Source organism: Moraxella sp. CTOTU47579, assembly GCF_032004885.1.
Taxonomy (GTDB): Bacteria; Pseudomonadota; Gammaproteobacteria; order Pseudomonadales; family Moraxellaceae; genus Faucicola; species Faucicola tetraodonis.
In genome coordinates this window covers 211,563-235,507 of record NZ_DALZOJ010000002.1, presented here as the reverse complement: position 1 = coordinate 235,507, position 23,945 = coordinate 211,563, and the positions used below count along the sequence as shown (strand labels likewise).

Genomic DNA, 23,945 nt, shown 5'->3' with positions numbered 1-23,945 from the left:
TTACAACATCAACAAAATCACCGACAACACCACCCCAACGGCAACAAACGCCAAACCACGTTTAAAGATTTTGGAACTTGGGGTGAATAAAAACAAACTCGATAGCACAAAAAATAGTAACGACAACCCAAATAATGTATTCAATCCGCCCATACTGCCCTTTGACGGGGCTTTATGAAAATTCACCATTTTATCTAATACCACAGGCAGCTTTTTGCTGGTATAAGTCACCTCACCTGTTTTAGTATTGTACTGTCCATCTTTAAAAAGCTGTATATCACCCTGCTGCTCCCTAAAATCGATGTTTTTCATTTTTAGGGTTTTGGCTAAATTTTTCTCATCAAGATTGGTTGCCACGACTTGCTTGACAGTTTTTGAAGATTTTAAAAAATCAGTGTCGCGAAATACCAGCAACATGCCACTTAGCGAATAGACCAGCATAATGCCAACCATAAAGAATCCAACATAGCGGTGCCCAAGCCTCATGTAGATACGCAAATCTTTCATTGTCATTGTTTGACTGCCTCTTAAAAAATTGAGCCGTCATTATCCAATAATAGATTGATAATGTAAATAATAATGATTATCATTTAATTAGATAGCATCGCACCCATCTACACAGACCAATTTTTGCGCCATTGGTTACTGCTGCAAACGCGCCAAATATAGACCTCAAAGAGAAAGCCTATGAATCAAAAACCGTCAATCAAATTTAGTGAGACTGTTTTAACACATAGGCGTAGGCAATCTTTTTACCTTGGTCGTCATACTCCCAGTACACGCCCTGCACTTCTGGTTCAAAGCCTGGCAAGCGATTAACCCCTTCTTGCAATGCCAAGAAGTAGTCCAGCACAGCCCCATCCCACACTTCCCCAGGTACAATACAGTACACCCCTGGTGGATACGGTAGTGCACCTTCCATGGCGATTCTGCCTTTGATGTCATGCAGCGATACCAGCTCGACATCATTACGGATAAAGGCGTTATGGGCATCAAACGCGCTTATAGCAACCTTGGGGCGATGTTCGCGCTCAAACATTTGTTTTTGTCGTTTGTTGAGCTGATGTTTGGCATAGAAGTTATGCATGAGTTGGCATAGTTCATTGATGGTCAGTTTGCGGTACTGCGGATATGCCTTAGCCAGTGTCGGCAACACTTGGGTGACGGGGCTGTTTTCGCGAATGTGCTTTTCAAAACTGACGATACGGGCGACCAAGTGCTGGAATTTTGCCAAGGTTTCGGCAGGCGTCAGTAAGAATAAAATCGAGTTTAAATCGGCTTTTTCTGGAATGACCGAGCTTTCACGCAGATAATGCGCCAAAATCGCGGCAGGAATCCCTGTCGCTTCATACTCGCCGGTTTGCATATCAATGCCTGGCGTGGTCAGTAGCAATTTACAGGGGTCGATAAAGTATTGGTCATCGGCATAATGCTGAAAATCATGCCAACGCGCCCCTGCCTCAAAGCGGAAAAAGCGAATATCATGGGCAATGGTTTCGGTATCGTAGTTTTGCCAAGCTTGCCCATCTACTGTAGGCGGGACAAATGGCAAAATCATGCTACAAGTGTCTAGCAGCATTTTACGAGCTTCGATACCGCCGATGACACACTCATGCCACATGCGCTGACCGGCTTTACCTTCATGCATTTTGGCATTGACATCAAGTGAGGCAAACAACGGGTAAAACGGCGAGGTCGATACGTGCATCATAAACGAGTTGTTAAAGCGTTTATGATTGACATAACGGGCTTGCCCGCTGATATGGTTATCTTTTTTATGGATTTGTGAGGCTTGAGAAAAGCCTGCTTGTTGCTTGTGTACCGATTGGGTGACCAAAATTCCAGGATCATTTTCACCGAGCTCAAGCAGCAGAGGCGAGCAATCACGCATCATCGGGATAAACTGCTCATAACCCACCCAGGCACTGTCAAACAAAATATAGTCACACAGATGCCCGATGCGATCCACCACTTGGCGGGCGTTATAAATAGTGCCATCATACGTGCCCAGCTGAATTACCGCCAAGCGAAATGGGCGGGCATCATCGGCTTTATCGGGCGCAACTTCACGAATACGCTCACGGATTTCGGCTTCCTCAAAACAATGGGCAGGAATGCCGCCAATCAAACCATAAGCATTGCGGTCGGTCTCTAAATACACAGGCGTACCACCTGCCATGGTTAAGGCACCTTGGTACACAGATTTGTGATTGTTACGGTCAAACAGCACCAAATCACCATGCGCCACTAAGGCACCAATCGCAATTTTATTGGAAGAGGAAGTACCGTTGAGCACAAAGTAGGTTTTATCCGCATTAAAAACTTTCGCCGCATGCGCTTGTGCCTCAAACGCTGGGCCTTCATGAATTAGCAAATCGCCAAGACGGACATCGGCATTACAGGAATCGGCACGAAACAGCGTTTCCCCAAAGTATAAATAAAAACGTCTGCCCGAAGGATGCTTACGAAAAAACTGTCCGCCTTGGTGCCCAGGACAGTCAAACGCCGCATTGCCATAGTCGGTATAGTCCATCAAGGCTTGGAAAAAAGGCGGATCGAGCGTGGCGATGTAATCCGCCGCCGCCGCATTGACCAATTGTCCGTTATAAAACTTTTGATCATCTGCCAGCTCTAGCACACCATACACATTGGGTAGCCATTCATCAGGCACTACATCACCATATTCAATCGCCACAAATATCGGAATAGCAAACCCCAAATCTTCAATATCTTGATACACACGAGGCAAGTCTGTCATCGTGACCACAATTGCTGCAATATTGGTATAGTCGGTCGATTCAATATCGATGGTACGATAATTAAGATTTAGGGCGTATTCGATGCCGTCACTGATGACTACTTTCATAATTATTTTCCTTGCTGCAACCGTGTCAGTTGCCAAAGCGTTTTTTAGACAATTATCTTAACGTAAAAATATGAAAAAGTGAAAAAAAGTACTTTTGTAGACGCTTATTACAGTGTTTGAAAATAGCCAGTAACATCGCTACCACACATCATTACGTGAATGACGTAAAATAGCTGTTAAAACCTGTTACACTAATGCTAACAATAATAAAAAGGACTCTTTCATGGGCGTAGATAACAGTATTTGGACTACTATTATTATGTATATGATTGCTGCCGTAATCTTAGGCATATTAACATATTTATGGCTAACGTTCCGACTCAAGAAAAAACAGCGCGATGATGCGATTCGTAATCAAACAATGGGAGCTAATCAAAGTATTGATAGCCAGCGCATCGATAATCAGCGTTAACTTAGATTGTCTCACAAGGATCAAGTATGCAAGTAGATAGTCAAATCTGGATGACCATTTTAGGTTTTATCAGTTTATCGATTGTGATTAGCATCGTAACCCATTTTTGGATTCGCTATCACTTAAAAAATAAAGCCGCTAAGCTGCCGCCGCAATCTCATACGACGCGTGCTCATACAACACCTAAGTCGCATCAGAAAAATCACTCATAAGCACGGTGTGAAATTTTTAGACAACACTTTTTAGAAAACACTGTAATTAAGCGCATTAGTTGGCTAATGCGCTTTTCATGCCGCTTTACCAAGTATCATGGGTCAACGTATGATGGGCTAATTGTTAAAAATATAAAAAAATACATAAAAAACAGTTGACGGCAAAAATAAAAATATATATTATACGCTCCACTTCGACATTAACGGTGAAAGCGGTCGAGGTCACGCTATAAACTAAGCGTGCTAGTGTCCCCATCGTCTAGAGGCCTAGGACATCGCCCTTTCACGGCGGTAACCGGGGTTCGAATCCCCGTGGGGACGCCAATTTTTTTAGTGTTACCACTAGAAAATACAGTTAAAAAGCCATACTAATTTAGTATGGCTTTTTTGTTTTTGTGGCTTTATAAATTCTCATTGCCGTTTTTTGCTCGTGCGCTTTTTTTGTTATGGGCTTCTTTTCTTATGCGGTTTTTAGCGGTAACCTCAATTTGTTGCAAAGCCATTTTTGCTAAGGTTTTGCCAAATACACCTGCGCAAACTGCAAATCCTCTGGAAACGTCAATTTGATATTGCTATGACTGCCTTCCACCAATAACGGCTGTTTGCCAAAATGCTCAAATAAACTGGCTTCATCGGTAAACGCAATCGTTTGCTCAATGGCTTGGATTAGATAATCATACAGTGTTGGCAATGGAAAAATCTGCGGGGTTTGTGCTAGCCACAACTGACTGCGATCAAGCGTTTTTTGTGCCAACACTTGGTCTTGTGAATGGATGATTTGTTTGACCGTATCACGCACCGGTACTGCTAATAAGCCACCCGCCGACTGTTGCGAAAATTGCTGTGTGGTCTGTGTGATCAATTTTTCTATATCGCTCGGATTGACACAAGGACGCGCAGCATCATGAATCAGCACCCAATGATTATCATACGCATGATGACTAGCTTTTTCACTGAAGTCTTTGTCACTGAGCGGATTTTGATATTGTCGCCAAATCGTTTGCACGGCGTTAAACACCGAATTCATCCGCTCTTTGCCACCTATCACCCACTCGATTGGCATGCTAAAGTTAAGTGTTTTGGCAATCGTATCTTCTTCAGAAATCACCAAATAGCAACTGCTTAGCTGGTGGACTTTGCTTAGCGCCGCTATGCTGTGTTGGAGCACCGTCTGACTGCCAATATGGGTGTACTGTTTTGGCATCTGATTACCAAAGCGTTTGCCAACGCCTGCAGCGACGACCACGGTGTCAATCGTAAAGTTGTTAGATAAATTGGCAGGTATTGCGTTAAGTTCTGACATGGCGTCTTTTCAACAATAAAGTAAACAGTTGACAGTAAAAATTGAGACAAATATAACTTTGGCAGTTTTTATGCTTTTATGGGTGAGACGTGGCGGTATTGTGGGCATTCGGTGTGACCACATCGGTACTATACACACTGCTAGCAGTCGACATTTGCACAAAAGTTTCACCTTGTTTGATTAAACCTAAATCGGAGCGAGCATGTTCTTCCACTGCTTCAAGTCCGTTTTTTAAGTCTTTGACATCGGCAAGCAATACCTCATTGGCTTTTTGCTGATCGGTATTGATGGATTGCTGTTCGCTGATTTGTTTATTTAATGCTGCCAAATCGCCACGACCATTGGTGCCAAACCAATACTGGTATTGTAGACATACCAACACAATCACCGCAAAAATAATCATAAACAGTTGACGCAAATAAGTCATGACAGCACTCAATAATAAAAACTTTTGGCATAAAAAAACCTTACCCCACGCATTGTAGCAAATTCAATGTCATGGGTTAAGGTTTTTATCACTTCAATGCTTTATCAAGCTCTAATATTTAAGCTTTTGGATTTAAGCTTTTGGCGCTAAGCTTTTAAAGTTAGGCTTTTAAAGTTAGGCTTTTGGGTTGCGTAAACCGATAAACTCGTCAGCACCGTGGTAGCTTGCAGTGACCATCTGCTCGATACGAAGCAATTGGTTATATTTGGCAACACGGTCAGAACGGCACAGTGAGCCTGTTTTGATTTGACCTGCAGCTGTCCCCACGGCTAAGTCAGCGATGGTGCTGTCTTCAGTCTCACCTGAGCGGTGTGAGATGACGGTGGCATAGCCATTTTTCTTCGCTAGATAAATGGCGTCTAAGGTTTCTGATAAAGTACCGATTTGGTTAAATTTAATCAAAATCGCATTGGCAATGTGTTTATCGATACCTTCTTGTAGAATTTTTGGGTTGGTGACAAACAAATCGTCACCCACGAGCTGTACTTTGTCGCCCAATTTTTGCGTTAAGTACGCCCATCCATCCCAATCGCTTTCATCTAGACCATCTTCAATCGAGATAATTGGGTATTGGCTCACAAGACCTGCTAAATAATCCGCAAAACCTTCTGAACTAAAGGCTTTATTGCCTTCGCCTTCAAGTACGTATTGACCGTTCCCTTGCTCATTTTTATGGTAGAACTCTGATGAGGCACAATCAAGCGCTAAGTAAATGTCTTTACCTGCGGTATATCCTGCTTGCTCAATCGCTTGCATGATGACAGTAATCGCTTCTTCGTTTGAGCGTAAGTTTGGTGCAAAGCCACCTTCATCACCGACTGCGGTGTTTAAGCCTTGTTTTTTTAGCACAGATTTTAGGCTATGAAACACTTCTGTACCCGCACGCAACGCTTCACCGAAGCTGGTGAAATTAACAGGCTCAATCATAAACTCTTGGATATCAACAGTGTTGTCCGCGTGGGCACCGCCATTTAGGATGTTCATCATCGGCACCGGCATCGATAGTGATGTTTGCCCACGTAGGTTAGCAATGTACTGGTGAAGTGGCAGTTTTTGTGATTGTGCGGCGGCACGGGCTGCTGCTAAAGATACTGCTAAGGTCGCATTGGCGCCCAATTTTTCTTTGTTTTCTGTGCCATCAAGCGCTAATAATTTGTTGTCAATGTCTTGTTGTTTTGATACATCCATATCAACCAGTGATGAACGAATTTCACTATTGACGTTGGCAACGGCTTTTTTGACCCCTTTACCTAGATAGCGTGATGCGTCACCATCACGCAGCTCAAGCGCTTCACGTGAGCCTGTCGATGCACCCGATGGCGCGGCTGCACGACCGATAGTACCATCCGCTAAAATCACATCGGCTTCAATGGTTGGGTTGCCGCGTGAGTCCAAAATTTCGCGGGCAATGATATCTTTGATTTGGTTATTGGTGGTGGTTTCTTCAGCGTACATGGCGTTTCCTGTTTTTATTCAGTAAAAGTAAAATTTTCGCCATAATAGCATATTTTGGTAAGTTTTTTTAGTAGGATAGAAAACCATATTTTGTTAGACTCATCGTAATAAATATCTACTCATATAAGCGAAAATCGTAATGATTAAAACCTCTTTATCCATCACAACCCTATGCACTTTTTTGACGCTGACTTTGTTGGGTTGTCAATCAAAAATTTTATCAAACCCACCACCAATGGTCATTACTCATCCTGAAGTCAAAAAATCACTTGATATAAATAAGCCTAATCTTTCTAGCCCTTTAGTTGTTATGCCTAGCGTTCTTACTAAAGAGGGTTATCGTATTGCACCGATGGCAAAACTGACGGGTCCACTTAATCTAAAAGATAATTGCTTGATGATAGGTGATCAAGCGGTTGTTTTTCCAGCTGAAACCACGAGCTGGGATGCGCAAAACCAAATTCTAACTATAAGAAAAACCAAATACCGTTTAGGCGATACTATGTCCGTTGGTGGGGGTGAATATTCTTATGCAGCTCTACAGCCACAACCTAAAATCAATTGCAAAGTCGAAAAAGTATGGCTAATGTGACACTTTAAATCGAGTCAATCGCAGCGCATTGAGTAGTACAGAAATCGAGCTCAGCGCCATCGCCGCGGCCGCAATCATCGGATTGAGTAGCCCAAACGCCGCTAACGGTATACCAAGGCAATTATAGATAAACGCAAAAAATAGGTTTTGCTTAATATTACGCAGGGTTGCGCGGGCAATTGTGACCGCATAATCGACATGTTTGAGCGACTCGCCCATCAGCCTGGCCGTGGCGCTATGCTTGGCAATATCGGTTGCGCCTTCTACCGCAAAACTTGCGGTCGCCGTTGCCATTGCCGGAGCATCATTCACACCATCCCCGACCATTGCTACTTTTTTGCCTTGTTGTTGCCATTCATCAATGCGCTGTGCTTTGTCACGTGGCGACAGCTCGCCAAGCGCCTTGCTGGCGTTAATCTGCTGGGCTATATAATCCACCACCGATTGCTTGTCACCACTCATCACTACCACATCTAGATGATGGGCTTGCAGCGACGCAATCACCTTAACACTGTCTTGTTTAAGCTCATCGGCTAGCGCAAAGGCTGCCACAGGGGTGTCATCGATACTTACTGCCACTTGACTGGCAATTTGCCAAATGGGATTGGCTTGGGTAGTCGCTGCAGGCAACTGAAGATTGGCAAAACTTGGCGTGCCGATTTTCACCCGCCCAATAGTTGCTACCTGTGCCTGTATCCCCTGCCCGAGCACTGTCTCCACATGGCTTATGGTAAATGCCGCTGGACTTTGAGGCGTATCAGTCTGTTTATTGTAAAATTCAGCATAGTTCACTAGCGTGGTCGCAAGCGGGTGGTTCGCATGACGCTCGACACTGGCAACGAGCTGCAGCAGCGCTGCTTTATCTAAGTTAAACAGCTTTAGATTGTCATCTATCAGGTACGCTGCAGATAATTGGGGTTTGCCTTGGGTGATGGTGCCTGTCTTATCGAGTACTACCGTATCAATTGCGCCTGCCGCTTCTAAGGCTTGCGCATCTTTAAACCAAACCCCTGAGCGTGCTGCCACGCCCATGCCCGCCATGATGGCTGCCGGCGTCGCAAGTCCCAATGCACAGGGGCAAGCAATCACTAACACCGATACCGCGCGCATGAGTGCCGTGTCAAACGCGCCTAAGAACCAATAATTGGCAAAAAAAGTCAACAAAGCGATGGCAACCACCACCGGCACAAAGATACCTGCAACTTTATCTGCAATACGGGCAATGTGGGCTTTACTGCCTTGCGCGTCGTTGAGCGCTTGTATCATATCGCCAAGCCGTGTTTGGCTACCTTTGGCGGTGATTTGGTATTCAAAGCTGCCGTTTTCTACCATGGCACCTGCCAGCACCGTGCTGCCAATATGTTTAGATAGGGGCACCGACTCACCCGTCAAATGGCTCTCATCACACCAGCCTTCGCCAGCGGTGACGATGCCATCAGTGGCAATGCGAGTACCTGCTTTAGCACGTAAAATTTGACCAGCCGTGACTTGATCAAGGGGCAGGGTTTGCCACTGTGCATCTTGGCTTTGTGGATTGGGGCTTTTAACTTCCACTTGCTCAGGGGTGAGCGCTAATAGCAAATTGATGCTATTTAGGCTATGTTTTTTGGTACGGGCTTCTAGGTATTTCCCCATTTTGACAAAGGCAATTACCATCACACTGGCTTCAAAATACACATGGGCCATGCTATGCGCCATCCCATCATGCCCCATTTGGGCTGTGGTTTGCAGATAGCTCAACCAACTATAGGTCGAATACGCCCAAATTGTCAGTGTGCCCAGCACCACCAACACGTCCATATTGGCAAGACCGCCTTTGATACTCGCCCACGCACTTTTGTAAAACGGTATCGCCAAGCCAAACTGTACGATAGTTGCCAACACAAATTGTAGCCACAGCGGCGGCATCAGTGCGTGACTGCCTATCATCATGCCCGCCATGCCAATCAAAAAAGGCAGCAAGCAAATCCAAACCGCAATCAAGGTGTAGGGCGCTTTTTGCTCATAGGCTTCATGCGCAAATAGCGCGTTCTTCGGCTGCAATTTTGCCTCATAGCCTGTCTTTTTCACCCATTCTACAATCTGCTCGGCGTTGGTTTGTGATGCATCAAACTGCACCTGCGCCACTTCATTGGCATAATTGACATCGGCTTGCACTATCGCAGGCTTTTTATTGAGCACTTTTTCGATGCGGCTGGCACAGGCTTGACAAGTCATGCCATCGATATCAAGAATGACTTGCTCGGTATGGGCGTTGTCTGACGCGTGGGTGATCGATTGGGTAGTCATGATAGTGTCTGTCTTGTATGGAGTCCTTGTATGGTGTCTTTGTATGGCGTCGTTATACTACGTCAAAGCCAGCGTCTTCAATCGCTTCTTTAAGCGTGTTTTGTTGTGCTTGGCTGTCATCAAAGCTGATGGTTGCGCTGTTATGGTCTAGGCTGACATCGACAGATTTCACCCCTGCCACTTGATTGAGGGCATTGGTTACGCTTTTGACGCAGCCGCCACAAGTCATGCCTTGGATATTTAAGGTGATGGTTTGGGTTGTCATACTACGCTCCTTTTTTACGTTTACGTGGCTATTCTTTTAATTAATAAGCTTGTTTGCTAAGCCAGTCTTGCATTTGTTTGATTTCTGGCGTTTGCGCTTGTTTAATCTGCTTGGCGAGTGTTAGCATCGCTGGATTTTTACCATAGGTTTGCTCTATCGTTGACATATCAATCGCGCCTTGATGATGCGGTATCATACCCTTAGCAAAGGCGATATCAGGATTGGCGTCCATAGTTCCTTGCATCATGGCATCGTGGTTGCTCATGTCTTTTTGCTGATAGGCTTGCGTTATTTCTTTGGCATTGCTCGCCGCTACCTGACTTGATTCGTTTTTGTCCAACCAGTTTTGCATCACGCTGATTTCACTTTGCTGGGCATCGACGATTTTTTGTGCAAGGGCTTTCATCTCGGCATCTTTGCCATATTGCAGCTCCACTTTTGCCATCGCAATTGCGCCTTCATGATGCGGTATCATGCCTTTGGCAAACCCGACATCGGCATTCTTAGCTTGCACCCCTGCTGACATGGCTTGGTGCATTTTATTCATGATATCCATATAAGCCATGATATGCGGCGGCTGCGATTGTGACTGTGTATCCGCTGCCGAAGCCATATGATGCATTGACTGTGCTTGGGTCATGCTCGCATCGGCACTTCTCGCATCGATACTCATTGAATCGGTACTTGATGCCGTTGTTGCAGTTTGGGTGGTGTCATTTTTTGTACAAGCTGTCATACCTAGCGCCAATGCCACCACCCATGGCAAACCCACGATGTTATTCATATTCATATCCTTCAGGTTGCTTTTTTTATGTTCTTTGAAAAAAAAGATTGATTTATCACACTGTGGTATTACTATAAACCTTAACATTAGGTCAAGGTCAAGCAAAAAATGAATATTAATGAAGTCGCTAAATTGACTGAATTATCACCTAGGCAAATTCGTGAGTATGAGAAACTCGGTTTATTACAGACCATTCAGCGCACGGACAGTGGTTACCGTATTTTTAGCGATACCCAATTACAGCGTCTAAAATTTATCAAACATGCCCGTGATGTGGGATTTTCGTTAGCGCAAATTGAAGCGTTATTGGCTCTACAAGATAACAAGCAGCGTAGCAATGCCCAAGTCAAAGCGTTAACCCGCAATCACATCGATGAACTAAGCGATAAAATACAGCGGTTACAATCAATGAAAGCCACCCTGCAAGGATGGCACGATAGTTGTTTGGGAGATGGCTCGCCTACCTGTAGCATTTTAGAGGGCTTGCAAGATGGCGTACAAAATGGTTCAGTGACCAACCACCCTTGCCGCACCGAGCGTAGCCACTGAACAAACAATTTAAAAAAGTCTACCATCTTTTGCCAAATCACCCGCTAAAGTACGATTGTTGGCAGGGTTGGCAGGTGCCTCAATCGGGAACGGCTCGGTGATATAGTCAACATTGGTCAGCGCAGCTTTGAAGGCAAAAACTGACGTCTCGGTATCATCAAAGCTTACAATCACGCGATGATTTTCAGGTTCAAGATGCACTGCCTGAACCCCGCCGATGGTGGTTAAAGCTTTCATGACTTCCTCATAGCCTGCAGGGTCATTAATGCCTTTTAAATCGTACGCGACTGTTTGAATTGCCATAGTCATTCCTGTATTTATGCTGTGGGTTATAAAATATTGTTCTAGTCCTATAACCTAGCACTATAACATAGCCAAAAAAAAGCCTCGTTATCGATTGATAACATTTTAATAACAAGGCGTTGCAAATTTGTGTTAAAACTTGCGTAAAAATTAATGAGTATCTAACACCTCAAACCCTTTGACTAAGGTATCAAGCTGTTTTAACTGCGCTAAAAACGGCTCAAGCTGACTCAGCCGCAGCGCACAAGGGCCATCGCATTTGGCGATATCAGGATTTGGATGCGCTTCCAAAAATAACCCTGCCAATCCTGTTGCCATGCCAGCGAGTGCTAACGTGGTAATTTGCTCTCGGCGACCGCCTGCACTATCTTCACGCGCACCCGGCTGCTGCAAGCTATGGGTCACATCAAAAAACACGGGAACCTGCATTTTTTTCATAATGTCAAAGCCAAGCATATCAACAACGAGATTGTTATAACCAAACGCACTGCCACGCTCGCACAAGATGATTTTATCATTACCGGCTTCAAGGCATTTATTGATGATATGTTTCATCTCATGGGGTGCCAAAAACTGTGCTTTTTTGACGTTAATAATCGCACCGGTTTTTGCCATCGCTGCTACCAAGTCGGTTTGGCGACTCAAAAACGCGGGCAACTGGATAATATCCGCCACCGCTGCCACAGGCTCAGCTTGGTACGGCTCGTGTACGTCAGTGATAATGGGCACATTGAACGCTTTTTTGATGTCGCTTAGCCATTCAATGCCTTTTTCTAGACCTGGACCACGAAACGAGTACAAGCTTGAGCGATTGGCTTTATCAAAACTTGCCTTAAACACATAGCCGATATTTAAGCGTTTACAGATTTCAATATAGCTTTCAGCAATTTCAAATGCCAAATCTTTGCTTTCTAGTACATTCATGCCGCCAAACAGCACAAACGGTTGATCATTGCCGATGGTGATATCGTTGAGCTGAATATGGGATTGCGGTGTCGGTAAGTTAGTGGTCATAGGGCTCTCAGTATGTTGTTAAAGTTGTTATTGATTGTCACTATAGCATAATTGGCTAGATACGAAGCTGGCTAAAAACAAAAAACCACCTGTAACAGATGGTTTTTTGTGCGTCATAAATACTATTTTTTGGTTTGTTTCGCCGCCGCAACAAAGCTATTGAACAATGGATGACCACCGCGTGGCTGGCTGGTAAATTCTGGATGGAATTGTACCGCCACATACCAAGGGTGATTGGCAATCTCTACTGACTCAACCAAATGCTGTTTGGCTGAATAACCAGAAATTTTCATACCGGCATTTTCCAGCTGTTCGATATAGCGACCATTCATTTCATAGCGGTGACGATGGCGCTCAGTAATCACAGGACTGCCATAGATTTGGCGCAGTTTGCTGTCTTCCACAAGCTCGGCTTTTTGGGCACCCAAACGCATGGTACCGCCTAAGTCCGAGGCGTCACTACGTACTTGTAGTTCACCTTTTTCATCAAACCATTCTGTAATCAAACCAATCAATGGCGCTTTGGTTTTTTTATCAAACTCTGTTGAGTTGGCGTCAAGACCTAATACATTGCGCGCAAACTCAATGACGGCTAATTGCATTCCCAAACAAATTCCCAAATAAGGCACATTGTTTTCGCGGGCATAGCGAATTGCTTTCATTTTACCCAAGGTGCCGCGCTCACCGAATCCACCAGGGACAAGCACAGCATCGGCGGATTTAATATGCTCAAACAGGCTGTCATCGTTTTCAAGTTTTTCGGCATCGACATAGTCAATATTGACTTTGACATTGTTTGCCACGCCCGCATGTAGCAAGGCTTCATTGATTGACTTATAGGCATCAGGCAGTTCGACGTATTTACCCACCATCGCCACAGTGACGGTTTCTTGGGTATTTAACAACGCTTGGGTAAACTGGTGCCAATCACTCAAGTCCGCCTCTGGCGTATCTAACCCAAAGCGCTCACAAATCAAATCATCTAAATGCTGCGCGTGCAGGATACTTGGAATTTGATAAATAGATTTGGCATCTGGGCAAAGAATAACGGCACGTTGCTCAACATTGGTAAACGATGCAATTTTTAGGCGATTATCATCGCTAATGGCGTGTTCACTACGACAGATTAACACATCAGGCTGCAAGCCAATGCTGCGTAATTCTTTGACTGAGTGCTGGGTTGGTTTGGTTTTGCTCTCGCCTGCACTCGCGATATAAGGCACGAGGGTTAAATGCATCAGCATCGCATTGTTGCGGCCAAGTTCAACTTGCATTTGACGCACCGCTTCCATGAATGGCAAGCTTTCAATATCACCGACAGTACCACCGATTTCAATCATCGCAATATCGTAGCCTTCGCCACTGGCACGGATACGCGCTTTGATTTCATCGGTAATATGCGGAATGACCTGTACCGTGCCACCCAAATAATCACCGCGACGTTCTTTCTCAATCACTGCCGAATAAATACGCCCGCTGGTAAAGTTGTTGCGCTGCGTCATTTTTGAGTGGCGTAAAAAACGCTCGTAATAGCCCAAATCAAGGTCAGTCTCTGCGCCATCTTCGGTAACAAACACTTCACCATGCTGAAACGGGCTCATTGTACCTGGATCAATATTGATATAAGGGTCCATTTTGGTCATGGTGACTTTCAGACCACGCGCCTCAAGAATCGCAGCTACCGATGCAGCGGTGATACCTTTGCCAAGTGAAGAAACGACACCGCCAGTTACAAAGATGAATTTTGTCATGTTATCTATTTCGCTCGTTGGTAAAAAAGAATTTTACTCGAAAATGCCTAGGTTTAGCAAAAAATTATTTTTATCAATTCATTGATTGGCATAAAAAAATCCACTCATCGCTGAGTGGATTTTTTGATAGCAAATTCTAGTAAAGATTAGAATTTGTATTCGATACCAGTACCGATACCAAAACCGTCTCGGTCATCTTGACCTTCTTGCTCTAGATTTGAGTAGCCAGCGTATACATGACCCGTTGCATTGGCATTGAATGCATACTTACCACCTAATACTAAACGCTGTGCGTCCTTACCATCAACACCGCCAACATTTGAGGTCATTTCAGCTTGCGCGTAGGCTGTCCAAGGCGTTGCAGTTTTGTAGGTTGCACTTATTGCAGCCAAGTTTTCTTTGTCACTAGTGTCTAAATCAGTGATTTGATACAATGCGCCAAGACCAATTTGGTTATTTAAGTCATAGGCACCGCTTAAGCGAGTAGTATTGAAATCACCTGATTTGATGTAGGTTGCACCAGCACGGAATGGTTGATTTGCTGGTTCATACTTCACACCTACACCAAACGCTTCTGCATCTGTGGGTAAATCAGATGCGTTATCCTCTTTAAATGCATACATACCCATGAATTGAAGACCGTTGTAGGCTGGTGAAAAGTAAGCCATCGCATTGTTTACACGGTCACCATCCCAAGAGGCCGCATTGAAACCGTCGTATTGACCTACAGTTTGGCTAACGTAATTGATGTTGTCATCGATTGCAGACAAACGACCAGCAACCAAAGTACCATATTGTTTGTTAGATAGACCTAAATAAGTGTCACGTGAATGAAATTGATTTTGTGATTTGCCTTTCACAGTGCCACCGTTGTCACTATCAATTTCAACACCATACTCTAATTGGTATACCAAGTCAGTATTAGCTGTTAGTGCTTCGGCACCTTTAAAACCAATACGCGAGGCAGTAGAATTCAACTTAGTGGTTGATTCATCGTCAAAATCAGAATAATCAACTGTAACTAACGCTTTACCATAAACAGTTGGAGCAGCATGGGCAGCAGAAACTGAAAGTGCAGCGACGGCTGTGGCTAAAAGTAATTTTTTCATAGGACATCTCTATCAGGAAAAACAAATTTTAGATAACTGGTGACTTGTCAGCACCACTACCTCTCCGAACGACCAAAGCAAGAAAATCTTTACTTTGATTATTATTAATAGCGTCAACTATTAACTGTATAAGTCTAGCAATAAAGTATGAATATATTTACATTTTATTCGTACTAATTACTAAAAACATACTTCTAACTACTAGGATAACAATTTTGAAATATTTTGCAATAGTTTTTTTAATTTTTACGTGATTGTAAGTTTATTTTTAATCTTAGTGACATAATATTCTTTCTAGTATTAAATCATATTTTTTTTAATTAATTTTTTAGCGTTAATGAAAATAAAAAAGCTAACTAAAAAATTAGTTAGCTTTTACAGCAATCTAAAAGTTAGATATATTAGAACTTATATTCTAAGCCACCACCCACGATTGTTCTATCTGAAACATTATCAGTATCGATTTGTGCAGCGTACAAGTGACCTTTGGTAGCTTTGTTAAAGCTATATTCAGCACCTAACGCAACTTCAGTAGCATCACGGTCTTTCACGCCACTTTGGTTTGAAGTGTCAATATATTGTGCTTTAACCGCCCATGGCGTTGCCCCAATTTTGTATTTACCGCTTAACAGCCATGATTTCTCATTATCATCAGTGTTAAAGTCATAATTTTGATATAGCGCACCCAGTGTTAGACCATCAACCATGTTCATTTTGCCCATGTCTACTGAGCCCGCTAAACGCCATCCACTTGTATCTTTACCATATACTGAATTGTCATAACCTAAACCGATATATACACCATTTTGGTCATAGTTTACCATTGCAGAGTAAGCATTTTTCTTGTCACGATAGACGGCAGCTTTAGCTGGTGTACCTTTAGTGTAACCAATAATATCTTTACCAGTCACATCATAAATCGCTTGTGGTGCAACGGCTGCAACAGCTGGCGTAGCTACACATTTATCATCATCATTTTTAGAGCATTCATCGAGGCTCACCGCGCCTAAAAAAGTAACTGGCGTACCTACCAATGTTGGTGATTTATAAGCAATCACATTGTTAGCACGTTGTTCACCTGCCATTAGCTTGCCTAGCGCTACATTGTCATAATCATTGAATACATCAACACTACCTTTAGTTAGTTTAAATGGTGTGTCATGACGACCGGCAAGTAAAGTACCCATTGTATTGTGGGCTAAGCCAATAAAAGTATTACGTGAGTAAAATTGATTTTTACCATTTGTATCAGCATCAACATCAATACCGTATTCCAATTGATAGACTAATTTAGTCGTATCAGTAAGATCATCTTCACCTTTAAAACCAATACGTGAAGAGTTAGAGACTAATTTTGTACTAGAAGTATCATCATTTTTAGCAGTTTTATCATCAACATCTGTATATTCGCCAGTTAATAAGACTTTACCATATACAGTTGGCGCAGCATGGGCAGCAGTGATTGAAGCTAAAGCGATGGCTGAAGCGATTGCGATTTTTTTCATAAGGATTTCTCCACAATATCCTAGGTAAAACTACACAGATGCGTAGCAATTCTTTTGTATAGATAGATTTTGCCAACAATTTGTTACAAAACAATGAAACAGTTAACAGAATCTAAATTTAATTGTGAAATTAGAGTAATTCATTCTGAAACATTTTGCAATATTTTTATGCCATAAAAAAACCACCAGTTACAAATCTGATGGTTTTTATGATGTTAATATCTTTGCTAAATAAAAAACTTATTTTGCTTTTAAGTTTAGTCGTGCTTGATGTAGTAATGGTTCAGTATATCCGCTGGGTTGTACTGTACCTTTAAAGATAAGATCGCGAGCTGCATTGTATGCCCAAGTGTTATAGTCATTTGCCATTGGGATATAAGCCGGATCGTCTTTGCTTTGTTCATCGACCATTTTTGCCATACGTTTGAGCACGTCATCCACTTGTTGTGGTGTCACGACCCCATGCGCTAACCAGTTGGCAACGTGCTGGCTAGAAATACGCAAGGTAGCGCGGTCTTCCATCAAGGCAACGTCGTCAATATCCAGTACTTTAGAACAGCCAACGCCTTGGTCAACCCAGCGCGCTACATATCCTAAAATACCTTGAATGTTGTTTTCAAGCTCGGCAGTTTTTTGCTCATCTGTCCAGTTGGTATCCGTAGCAAGTGGCACGGTCAAAATGTCATCTAGCTTGGCAGGCTCGCGGTCTTTGATATTATCTAACACGTCCATGACGTTGGTTTCATGGTAGTGCATGGCGTGAAGCGTAGCACCTGTGGGTGATGGTACCCACGCACAAGTCGCGCCTGATTTTGGATGGTTGGATTTGGTGGCAACCATTTCTTTCATGTTGTCAGGTTTTGCCCACATACCTTTACCGATTTGCGCTTTACCAGGTAGACCTAATTTGACGCCTATGTCTACGTTCCAACGCTCATAAGCATTGAGCCAATCGGTATTTTTCATGTCGTTTTTACGGACAAAGGGACCGGCTTTCATACTGGTGTGCATCTCATCACCGGTACGATCCATAAAGCCTGTGTTAATAAAGATAACGCGGTCTTTGGCAACGCGGATACATTCTTTTAAGTTAACGGTCGTGCGGCGCTCTTCATCCATGATACCGACTTTTAAGGTATTCTCGGGTAGGTCTAACGCTTTTTCAACCGCGGCAAACAAGTCAACTGTAAATTGTACTTCTTCAGGGCCATGCATTTTTGGTTTTACGATATACATTGAACCTGTACGTGAATTGCTTAAGCTGTTTTTACCCAAGATATCTGGCAGGCTACACAGTGGTGTGATTAGCGCATCCATAATACCTTCATAAATTTCTTCTTGCTGACCTTCAAAATCGACTAAAATCGCGGGGTTGGTCATCAAGTGACCGACGTTGCGAATTAGCATCACTGAACGGCCGTGCAGGGTAACTTTGCCACCATCTGGCGCGGTGTATTCACGGTCGGGGTTCATGGTACGAGTGGTTTGTTTGCCATTTTTTTCAAAGCTGTCTTTCAGGTCGCCTTTCATCAACCCAAACCAGTTGCGATATACTTCTACTTTCTCTTCAGCGTCAACGGCAGCGACTGAGTCTTCACAGTCTTGAATGGTGGTAACCGCGGCTTCCATCAAGACATCTTTGATGCCTGCAGGGTCATCTTTACCCACATGGCTTGATGGGTCGATTTGGATTTCGGCATGTAAGCCGTTATTTTTCAGTAAAATACCCGTTGGATTGGCCGCGTCGCCTAGGAAACCTGCGAATTTTTCTGGCTGGGCTAGTGAGGTGGTTTTATCGCCTTGGCGTATCACTAATTTACCGTCTTCAACTTTAAAACCAGTGACGTCAGCATATTGACCCTCAGCTAAGGCAAAATTGCTATCCAAGAAGTTTTTGGCGTATTTTACAACTTCGCCGCCACGAACAGGGTTGTAGCCTTTGCCTTTTTCTGCGCCATTGGTTTCATCGATGACATCGGTACCATATAGCGCATCATACAAGCTGCCCCAACGCGCATTTGCTGCGTTTAGCGCATAACGGGCATTGCGTACAGGTACCACCAACTGTGGGCCTGCGATATGGGCGATTTCGTCATCCACGTTTTGGGTCTCAACCAAAAAGTCATCGCCTTCTGGCACGATGTAGTTGATGTCTTTTAAAAATTGGGTATAAGCGGCTTTGTCGATTTGACCGTTGTTAGCGGGGTTTTTGTCATGCCAGTCATCGATTTGGGTTTGAATCTCGTCACGTTTTGCCAACAATGCTTTATTACGGGGTTGGAATGTTTGGACAATTTTTTCAAATTCTTGCCAATATTTTTCGTTATCGATGCCCACGACTGGCGTAACTTCATTGGCAATGAAGTTATAAAGCTGTGTATCAATCGCTAGACTACCCTTTTGAACGCGTTCTGACATGGCATTTTTCCTTATGTTTTGACCTAAAATAGCAAAAAATTCACATTTGATTATACGAATATCATTTATAAAAATAAAGAAATAAAAACTATTTATTTTTTAAATAATCGTTATATATAAATTTTTGTGCTAAGGGTTTTATCGCTGATTTTTGGTAAAATATCATTTTATTAACGTGCCAATAAGTGAGTAACCCCTTGTCAAATTCCGCTCTTATCAACAACCCAGTACAAACGGACGGCAGTTTTGATGACTTAGCCGTCATTGACTTGGATAACGATAACTCTGTCTATCAGCCAAAACCCATTGATATCACCCCTGTTTTGGCGTTTTTGGGTTGTACGACGTCGGATAAATGGCTCAAAGCCGCCATGGCAGATTTGCCGACCATCATCCAAGATCATGCCAATTGTGAAAAAAAAGCCGCAGGCACCGCGATGAATTTGATTTTTCGCTATATGTCGCATACCGAGCTGCAGTTAAAGCTTGCTCAGCTGATTCGAGAAGAAATGCTCCATTATGAGCAAGTGATGGGATTGATGGCAGAGCGTGGACAAGCGTGGCAACATATTGCTGCAGGTCGCTACGCCGCAGGTATGCTCAAACATAAACGCACTTACGAGCCGCAAGCGATGATAGACACTTTAATTATTGGTGCTTTCATCGAAGCCCGATCGTGTGAACGTTTTTGGGCACTGTCACAAGTGATTGAGGATGAGCGTTTGGCAAAATATTATCGCTATTTGCTAAAATCAGAAAGTCGTCATTTTGAAGATTATTTGGCATTGGCGCAAAGTATCAGTGACGAGCCCATTGATGCGCGGGTGGCGTTTTTTCGTCAAGTAGAAGCGCAGCTTATCAATGAAACCGATGATGAATTACGCTTTCATAGTGGGGTACCCAGTTGGATTGCGTGAGGTTGGATTGCGTGAGGTTTTTGTAGACTGTAACGATAAAAAAAGCTAACCATCAAATGGGGTGGATGGTTAGCTATTACAATTTAATCCTTAAACTGACTCACTGCCACTTACTCTCACTCACTACCAACGCTTGGAATAGAGCCATCAGGATTTATAGTGCGTTTTTGGGCATTTTCTGGGGTAGTATAAAGATTGCGCTCGTTAATGGTATCGCTTTTTAGCTGGTCATTACCAACCGCGTCCCTACCAAGGGTATGTTCATTGACATTATCGTCAAACGCTTGTCCCGGTTGGTTACGACGATCGACGAACTCGGCAGACTTATCGCCTAAGTTAACGTGTTTGGTTTGTGCTTCTGGTGAATTCATGGTCATTCCTTTTTGGGTATCAACGCAATAAAATGCTTAAACCTAACTTAATGATATCGAAAATTAGTGATCTCGGTCGATATCTACACTACCATCTGATAACGTATGAAGTGAATTTTCTGCATTGAGATTGGCTTGGGCAGTTTGCTGTAATTTCTGCGCCTCTTCCTCAGAAATACGTGCCACATTTTCATCCGATAATTCGCCCTTCACCACGTCTTCTGCGGATTGGACTTTCACCGCCGCTTGTGGGGTATTATCAAAAATATCGGGCGTTTCCATTGACGGTGACATGCCTGTGGTTAATCCATCACCCGATTGGTGGGTGACACTGTCTTCTACTATGACGGCTTGCGGGGTCACAGCGACACCTGTTTTTGGATCTACAATTTCTACGTTATTCTCTAGATTATTTTGCATTTTTTATTCCTTTAATTAATTGTTATCGCTCAATAAGTTATTATTTTTATAAGTTGAGCTGTATAAATTAGTCAATCAAAACTGAATGATTAAAAGCTTAGTATTCAAAAGCTTAACAATTAAAATCCTAGTGGTTGTCAGTACGCAATGAGTCGTCAATAAACGGGGTGTTTTCATTTTGATCTAAGTCTTGTGGTTCACCTTTCACGCTATTTTGCTTGTCCAAATTTTCTGATAATTGACTGGGATCCACATTTTCTGTCGCTTTTTGAATCTCGGTTTGGTTGCTTGGTTGATTCTGTGATTGGTTTTGTGCTTGATTCTGTGACATGGTAATTTTCCTTATGTTTTTTATTAGTACCAATTCAAGTCAAAGATTTTAATCAAAGACTTTTAAATAGAACGCGATTAAATTTATGTAAAAAAAATAGCCAATTCAATCGCTTTTATACTTATAATTTCATGATTTGATAGTAGCAAATAAAGGCGGTTAGTGATAAGTATTCGCGTAACAAGCTGTTATCACTATGTGATAAGTGTTTAGCTGTGTGAAATTTTGGCAGATTTATTACCATTCGGTAAATTTTGGACGTTGGGTGTAAATCAACGCGGTCATCAACAAAAAAACCGCCATCTTCTATAGATAGCGGTGCAATTAACTCAAAACTCGTGACTAGCAAAATTAGCTTTTTCTGGTGATTTTGGTTAATAAATAATCTTGTGCCGAGAATGCTGTTTCACCTTCACCAGGGGTAATCGCTCGCCATGTACCTTTGGCATCAAGCTCCCATGCATTGACATTGTCTTTGAGATAATTGTGCAAATCTTCCATAATGCGTTTAAAGACGATGGGGTCTTCAATGGGGAAAGCCACTTCAACACGGCTAAATAAATTGCGATCCATCCAGTCTGCACTGGCGCAATATAAACGGTGGGTGCGTTTGCCATTAGCATTGGGATTTTGATGCCCATTGGCAAAATAATACACGCGGGTATGCTCCAAAAAACGCCCGACGATAGAGCGCACGGTGATATTGTCGGATACGCCGGGTAATTGCGGACGAATACAACACATAGACCGTATAATCAGATTGATTTTAACGCCTGCTTGCGATGCTTCATATAGCTTGTCAATCAGTAATTTTTCGGTCATCGCATTGACCTTGATGATAATGTGCGCCTCTTTGCCTGCTTTGGCATGGGCAATTTCGTTGTCAATAAAGCCCATGAGTCTGTCATGTAAGGTGAAGGGGGCATGCAGTAGTTTTTGCACTTTGGCTGGCTTGCCCATGCCTGTGAGTTCGTTAAAGATTTTATGCACATCTTCGGTGATTGCTTCATTGGCGGTGAATAAACCATAGTCGGTATAAGCTTTGGCATTGCCCGCATGGTAGTTGCCTGTGCCCAAATGCACATAGCGGCGGATTTTATCTTCCTCACGGCGCACAATCATCATCAGCTTGGCGTGGGTCTTGTAGCCTACGATGCCATACACCACCACTGCCCCAGCCTGCTGCAGAAAGTTTGCTACTTCAATGTTGGATTTTTCATCAAAGCGCGCACGCAGCTCAATCACCGCGGTGACTTCTTTGCCTTTACGCGCAGCTTCAGCCAACGCTTGGACAATTTCAGAATTTGTCCCTGAGCGATAAAGGGTCTGTTTGATGGCTAATACATGGGGGTCATTGGCGGCTTGGCGCAAAATGTTGACCACAGGTGAAAACGAATGAAACGGATGATGCACCAATACATCTTGCTTACGAATGGCATGAAATACGTTTTCATTTTTATCCAAGCTATCACGGCGAAACGCTTTGGGAATGGCATGATTAAACGACTGATAACGCAAATTTGGGATTTTAAAATCAAACAACAAACGCGTCAGATTGACAGGACCATTGACACGGTATAGTTGCTCTTGGCTTAAACCAAACTCATCAAGTAGATAATCCACCATCGGCTGTGGGCAATAGGTGGTCACTTCTAAGCGCACTTTGGCACCAAATCGACGGTTCTCTAACTCACCTTCCAACGCTTTCGCCAAGTCTTCGACATCATCCGATAAATCTAAATCGGCGTTACGCGTCAAACGAAATTGGTGGCAGCCTGTGACCGTCATGCCAGGGAATAAGTCTTCGATATGCCCGTGAATCACTGCGGTGAGCATGATGTGATGTTCTTTACCGCCTGTCAGTTCATTGGGTAAGCGAATAACCCGCGGTAAGCTTCGGGGTGCAGGGACAATCGCCATGTTAATATCGCGACCAAAGCCATCTTTGCCCTCTAAGCCCACCATAAAATTCAAGCTTTTATTCACCAATCTAGGAAAAGGATGTGCAGGGTCAATACTAATCGGCGTCAGCACGGGCGCGACTTGCTCAGCAAAGTATTTTTTTACCCAGGCGGCTTGCTCTGGGGTCAATTCATCACGTTTTAGGTAGCGAATGTCTTGCTCCGCCAGTGCAGGCAGAATTTCATCATTTAAAATACGGTATTGCTTATCCACGGCATGATGGGCGATTTCAGAAATATATGACAAAACCTTACTGGGACGCATACCATCGATGCTGCTCACCACATCGCCCATTTGTACTTTTTGCATCAAGCCCGCGACACGGATTTCAAAGAATTCATCTAAATTGGATGAAAAAATGATCAAGAAAAACAGTCGTTCAAGCAGTGGGTGGCGAGGATTGGTAGCTTGGGCGAGTACCCGCTGATGGAACTGTAACAGTGACAATTCACGATTAAAATACAGCTCGCTATCGTCTTGTTGATATTCAAACACGTTTGGGTAGCAAATGCTGTTAAATCCTAGTATCGGATTAATTTCTGATACATGCTCTTCGCTAGTTTGGTCTTGTTTGGCAGTGTTTGGCATAGCACAGTCCTTTTATGGTCAAGCATTTTTAACAGTGTAAAG

At 43.4% G+C, this 23,945-nt stretch carries 23 protein-coding genes and 1 tRNA gene; 6 read left to right on the top strand and 18 right to left on the bottom strand.

Features of this window, described 5'->3' with window-relative positions; translation table 11 throughout:
- Together RTP55_RS02390 and speC are read right to left on the bottom strand one after the other, a co-directional pair.
- Entirely contained in the window at positions 1–513 is a 513-nt protein-coding gene (locus RTP55_RS02390) for a hypothetical protein (RefSeq protein WP_060996244.1), read from the bottom strand.
- Positions 514–712: 199 nt separating this feature from the next.
- Positions 713–2,866 carry an ornithine decarboxylase gene (speC, locus tag RTP55_RS02385; RefSeq protein ID WP_312383906.1) on the bottom strand — a complete coding sequence of 718 codons (2,154 nt, stop codon included), beginning with the start codon at positions 2,864–2,866 and terminating at the stop codon, positions 713–715.
- Between the two features lie 223 nt (positions 2,867–3,089).
- On the opposite strand from speC, the gene RTP55_RS02380 reads away from it, so the two are divergent.
- The 3 genes from RTP55_RS02380 (at position 3,090) to RTP55_RS02370 (ending at position 3,814) form a co-directional block, all read left to right on the top strand.
- A complete protein-coding gene (locus tag RTP55_RS02380) occupies positions 3,090–3,278 on the top strand; it encodes a hypothetical protein (RefSeq protein WP_007116099.1) in 189 nt (62 codons plus the stop codon).
- Between the two features lie 26 nt (positions 3,279–3,304).
- Positions 3,305–3,490, top strand: coding sequence for a hypothetical protein (locus RTP55_RS02375; protein ID WP_062333798.1), 186 nt, complete (start codon positions 3,305–3,307; stop codon positions 3,488–3,490).
- Between the two features lie 248 nt (positions 3,491–3,738).
- Positions 3,739–3,814: transfer RNA gene (locus RTP55_RS02370), tRNA-Glu, on the top strand.
- 184 nt (positions 3,815–3,998) lie between these two features.
- On the opposite strand, the gene ispD is transcribed toward RTP55_RS02370, so the two are convergent.
- The 3 genes from ispD to eno all read right to left on the bottom strand — a co-directional run bounded on the left by ispD (position 3,999) and on the right by eno (position 6,735).
- Positions 3,999–4,793, bottom strand: coding sequence for a 2-C-methyl-D-erythritol 4-phosphate cytidylyltransferase (gene ispD / locus RTP55_RS02365; protein ID WP_312383903.1), 795 nt, complete (start codon positions 4,791–4,793; stop codon positions 3,999–4,001).
- 76 nt (positions 4,794–4,869) lie between these two features.
- Positions 4,870–5,220 (bottom strand): septum formation initiator family protein, encoded by a 351-nt coding sequence (locus RTP55_RS02360; protein ID WP_076774942.1) that lies wholly within the window; start codon positions 5,218–5,220, stop codon positions 4,870–4,872.
- Between the two features lie 174 nt (positions 5,221–5,394).
- On the bottom strand, positions 5,395–6,735 hold the full coding sequence (eno, locus tag RTP55_RS02355; RefSeq protein ID WP_065262635.1) for a phosphopyruvate hydratase: 1,341 nt from the start codon (positions 6,733–6,735) through the stop codon (positions 5,395–5,397).
- A 139-nt stretch (positions 6,736–6,874) separates the two neighbouring features.
- Between eno and RTP55_RS02350 the strand changes: the two genes are divergently transcribed.
- Complete coding sequence (locus RTP55_RS02350; RefSeq protein WP_065253194.1) at positions 6,875–7,327, top strand: hypothetical protein; 453 nt, start codon at positions 6,875–6,877, stop codon at positions 7,325–7,327.
- On the opposite strand, the gene RTP55_RS02345 is transcribed toward RTP55_RS02350, so the two are convergent.
- Genes RTP55_RS02345 through copM form a run of 3 tightly spaced genes read right to left on the bottom strand, consistent with a single transcriptional unit; the run spans position 7,319 to position 10,665 of the window.
- Positions 7,319–9,616: a heavy metal translocating P-type ATPase gene (locus RTP55_RS02345; protein ID WP_312383901.1), complete on the bottom strand. Its 2,298-nt coding sequence runs from the start codon at positions 9,614–9,616 to the stop codon at positions 7,319–7,321. The two genes, RTP55_RS02350 and RTP55_RS02345, sit on opposite strands and share 9 nt — an antisense overlap.
- A 52-nt stretch (positions 9,617–9,668) precedes the next feature.
- Complete coding sequence (locus RTP55_RS02340; protein WP_312383900.1) at positions 9,669–9,881, bottom strand: heavy-metal-associated domain-containing protein; 213 nt, start codon at positions 9,879–9,881, stop codon at positions 9,669–9,671.
- Positions 9,882–9,921: 40 nt separating this feature from the next.
- Positions 9,922–10,665 (bottom strand): CopM family metallochaperone, encoded by a 744-nt coding sequence (gene copM, locus RTP55_RS02335; RefSeq protein ID WP_312383899.1) that lies wholly within the window; start codon positions 10,663–10,665, stop codon positions 9,922–9,924.
- Between the two features lie 108 nt (positions 10,666–10,773).
- Here copM and RTP55_RS02330 point away from each other — a divergent pair, with 108 nt between their 5' ends.
- Positions 10,774–11,214, top strand: coding sequence for a MerR family DNA-binding protein (locus RTP55_RS02330; RefSeq protein ID WP_312383897.1), 441 nt, complete (start codon positions 10,774–10,776; stop codon positions 11,212–11,214).
- A gap of 9 nt (positions 11,215–11,223) precedes the next feature.
- Here RTP55_RS02330 and RTP55_RS02325 read toward each other — a convergent pair whose 3' ends face one another.
- The 6 genes from RTP55_RS02325 to RTP55_RS02300 all read right to left on the bottom strand — a co-directional run bounded on the left by RTP55_RS02325 (position 11,224) and on the right by RTP55_RS02300 (position 19,314).
- Positions 11,224–11,517, bottom strand: a complete 294-nt coding sequence (locus RTP55_RS02325) for a heavy-metal-associated domain-containing protein (RefSeq protein ID WP_188874669.1) — start codon at positions 11,515–11,517, stop codon at positions 11,224–11,226.
- 150 nt (positions 11,518–11,667) lie between these two features.
- Complete coding sequence (gene kdsA / locus RTP55_RS02320) at positions 11,668–12,531, bottom strand: 3-deoxy-8-phosphooctulonate synthase (protein ID WP_312383895.1); 864 nt, start codon at positions 12,529–12,531, stop codon at positions 11,668–11,670.
- A 122-nt stretch (positions 12,532–12,653) separates the two neighbouring features.
- Complete coding sequence (locus tag RTP55_RS02315; RefSeq protein WP_065262630.1) at positions 12,654–14,282, bottom strand: CTP synthase; 1,629 nt, start codon at positions 14,280–14,282, stop codon at positions 12,654–12,656.
- A gap of 146 nt (positions 14,283–14,428) precedes the next feature.
- Positions 14,429–15,391, bottom strand: a complete 963-nt coding sequence (locus RTP55_RS02310) for a porin (RefSeq protein WP_312383894.1) — start codon at positions 15,389–15,391, stop codon at positions 14,429–14,431.
- Positions 15,392–15,792: 401 nt separating this feature from the next.
- Positions 15,793–16,896, bottom strand: a complete 1,104-nt coding sequence (locus tag RTP55_RS02305; RefSeq protein WP_312383893.1) for a porin — start codon at positions 16,894–16,896, stop codon at positions 15,793–15,795.
- A 240-nt stretch (positions 16,897–17,136) separates the two neighbouring features.
- A complete protein-coding gene (locus RTP55_RS02300; RefSeq protein WP_312383891.1) occupies positions 17,137–19,314 on the bottom strand; it encodes a malate synthase G in 2,178 nt (725 codons plus the stop codon).
- Positions 19,315–19,529: 215 nt separating this feature from the next.
- On the opposite strand from RTP55_RS02300, the gene RTP55_RS02295 reads away from it, so the two are divergent.
- Complete coding sequence (locus RTP55_RS02295; protein ID WP_409418403.1) at positions 19,530–20,231, top strand: MiaE family protein; 702 nt, start codon at positions 19,530–19,532, stop codon at positions 20,229–20,231.
- A 116-nt stretch (positions 20,232–20,347) separates the two neighbouring features.
- On the opposite strand, the gene RTP55_RS02290 is transcribed toward RTP55_RS02295, so the two are convergent.
- From RTP55_RS02290 to ppk1, 4 genes are all read right to left on the bottom strand, one after another.
- Entirely contained in the window at positions 20,348–20,602 is a 255-nt protein-coding gene (locus RTP55_RS02290) for a hypothetical protein (RefSeq protein WP_312383889.1), read from the bottom strand.
- A gap of 63 nt (positions 20,603–20,665) precedes the next feature.
- Positions 20,666–21,022 (bottom strand): hypothetical protein, encoded by a 357-nt coding sequence (locus RTP55_RS02285; protein WP_312383887.1) that lies wholly within the window; start codon positions 21,020–21,022, stop codon positions 20,666–20,668.
- Positions 21,023–21,149: 127 nt separating this feature from the next.
- Positions 21,150–21,353 carry a hypothetical protein gene (locus tag RTP55_RS02280; RefSeq protein ID WP_312383886.1) on the bottom strand — a complete coding sequence of 68 codons (204 nt, stop codon included), beginning with the start codon at positions 21,351–21,353 and terminating at the stop codon, positions 21,150–21,152.
- A gap of 351 nt (positions 21,354–21,704) precedes the next feature.
- Positions 21,705–23,903, bottom strand: coding sequence for a polyphosphate kinase 1 (gene ppk1 / locus RTP55_RS02275; protein WP_312383884.1), 2,199 nt, complete (start codon positions 23,901–23,903; stop codon positions 21,705–21,707).
- Between the last annotated feature and the right edge of the window lie 42 nt (positions 23,904–23,945).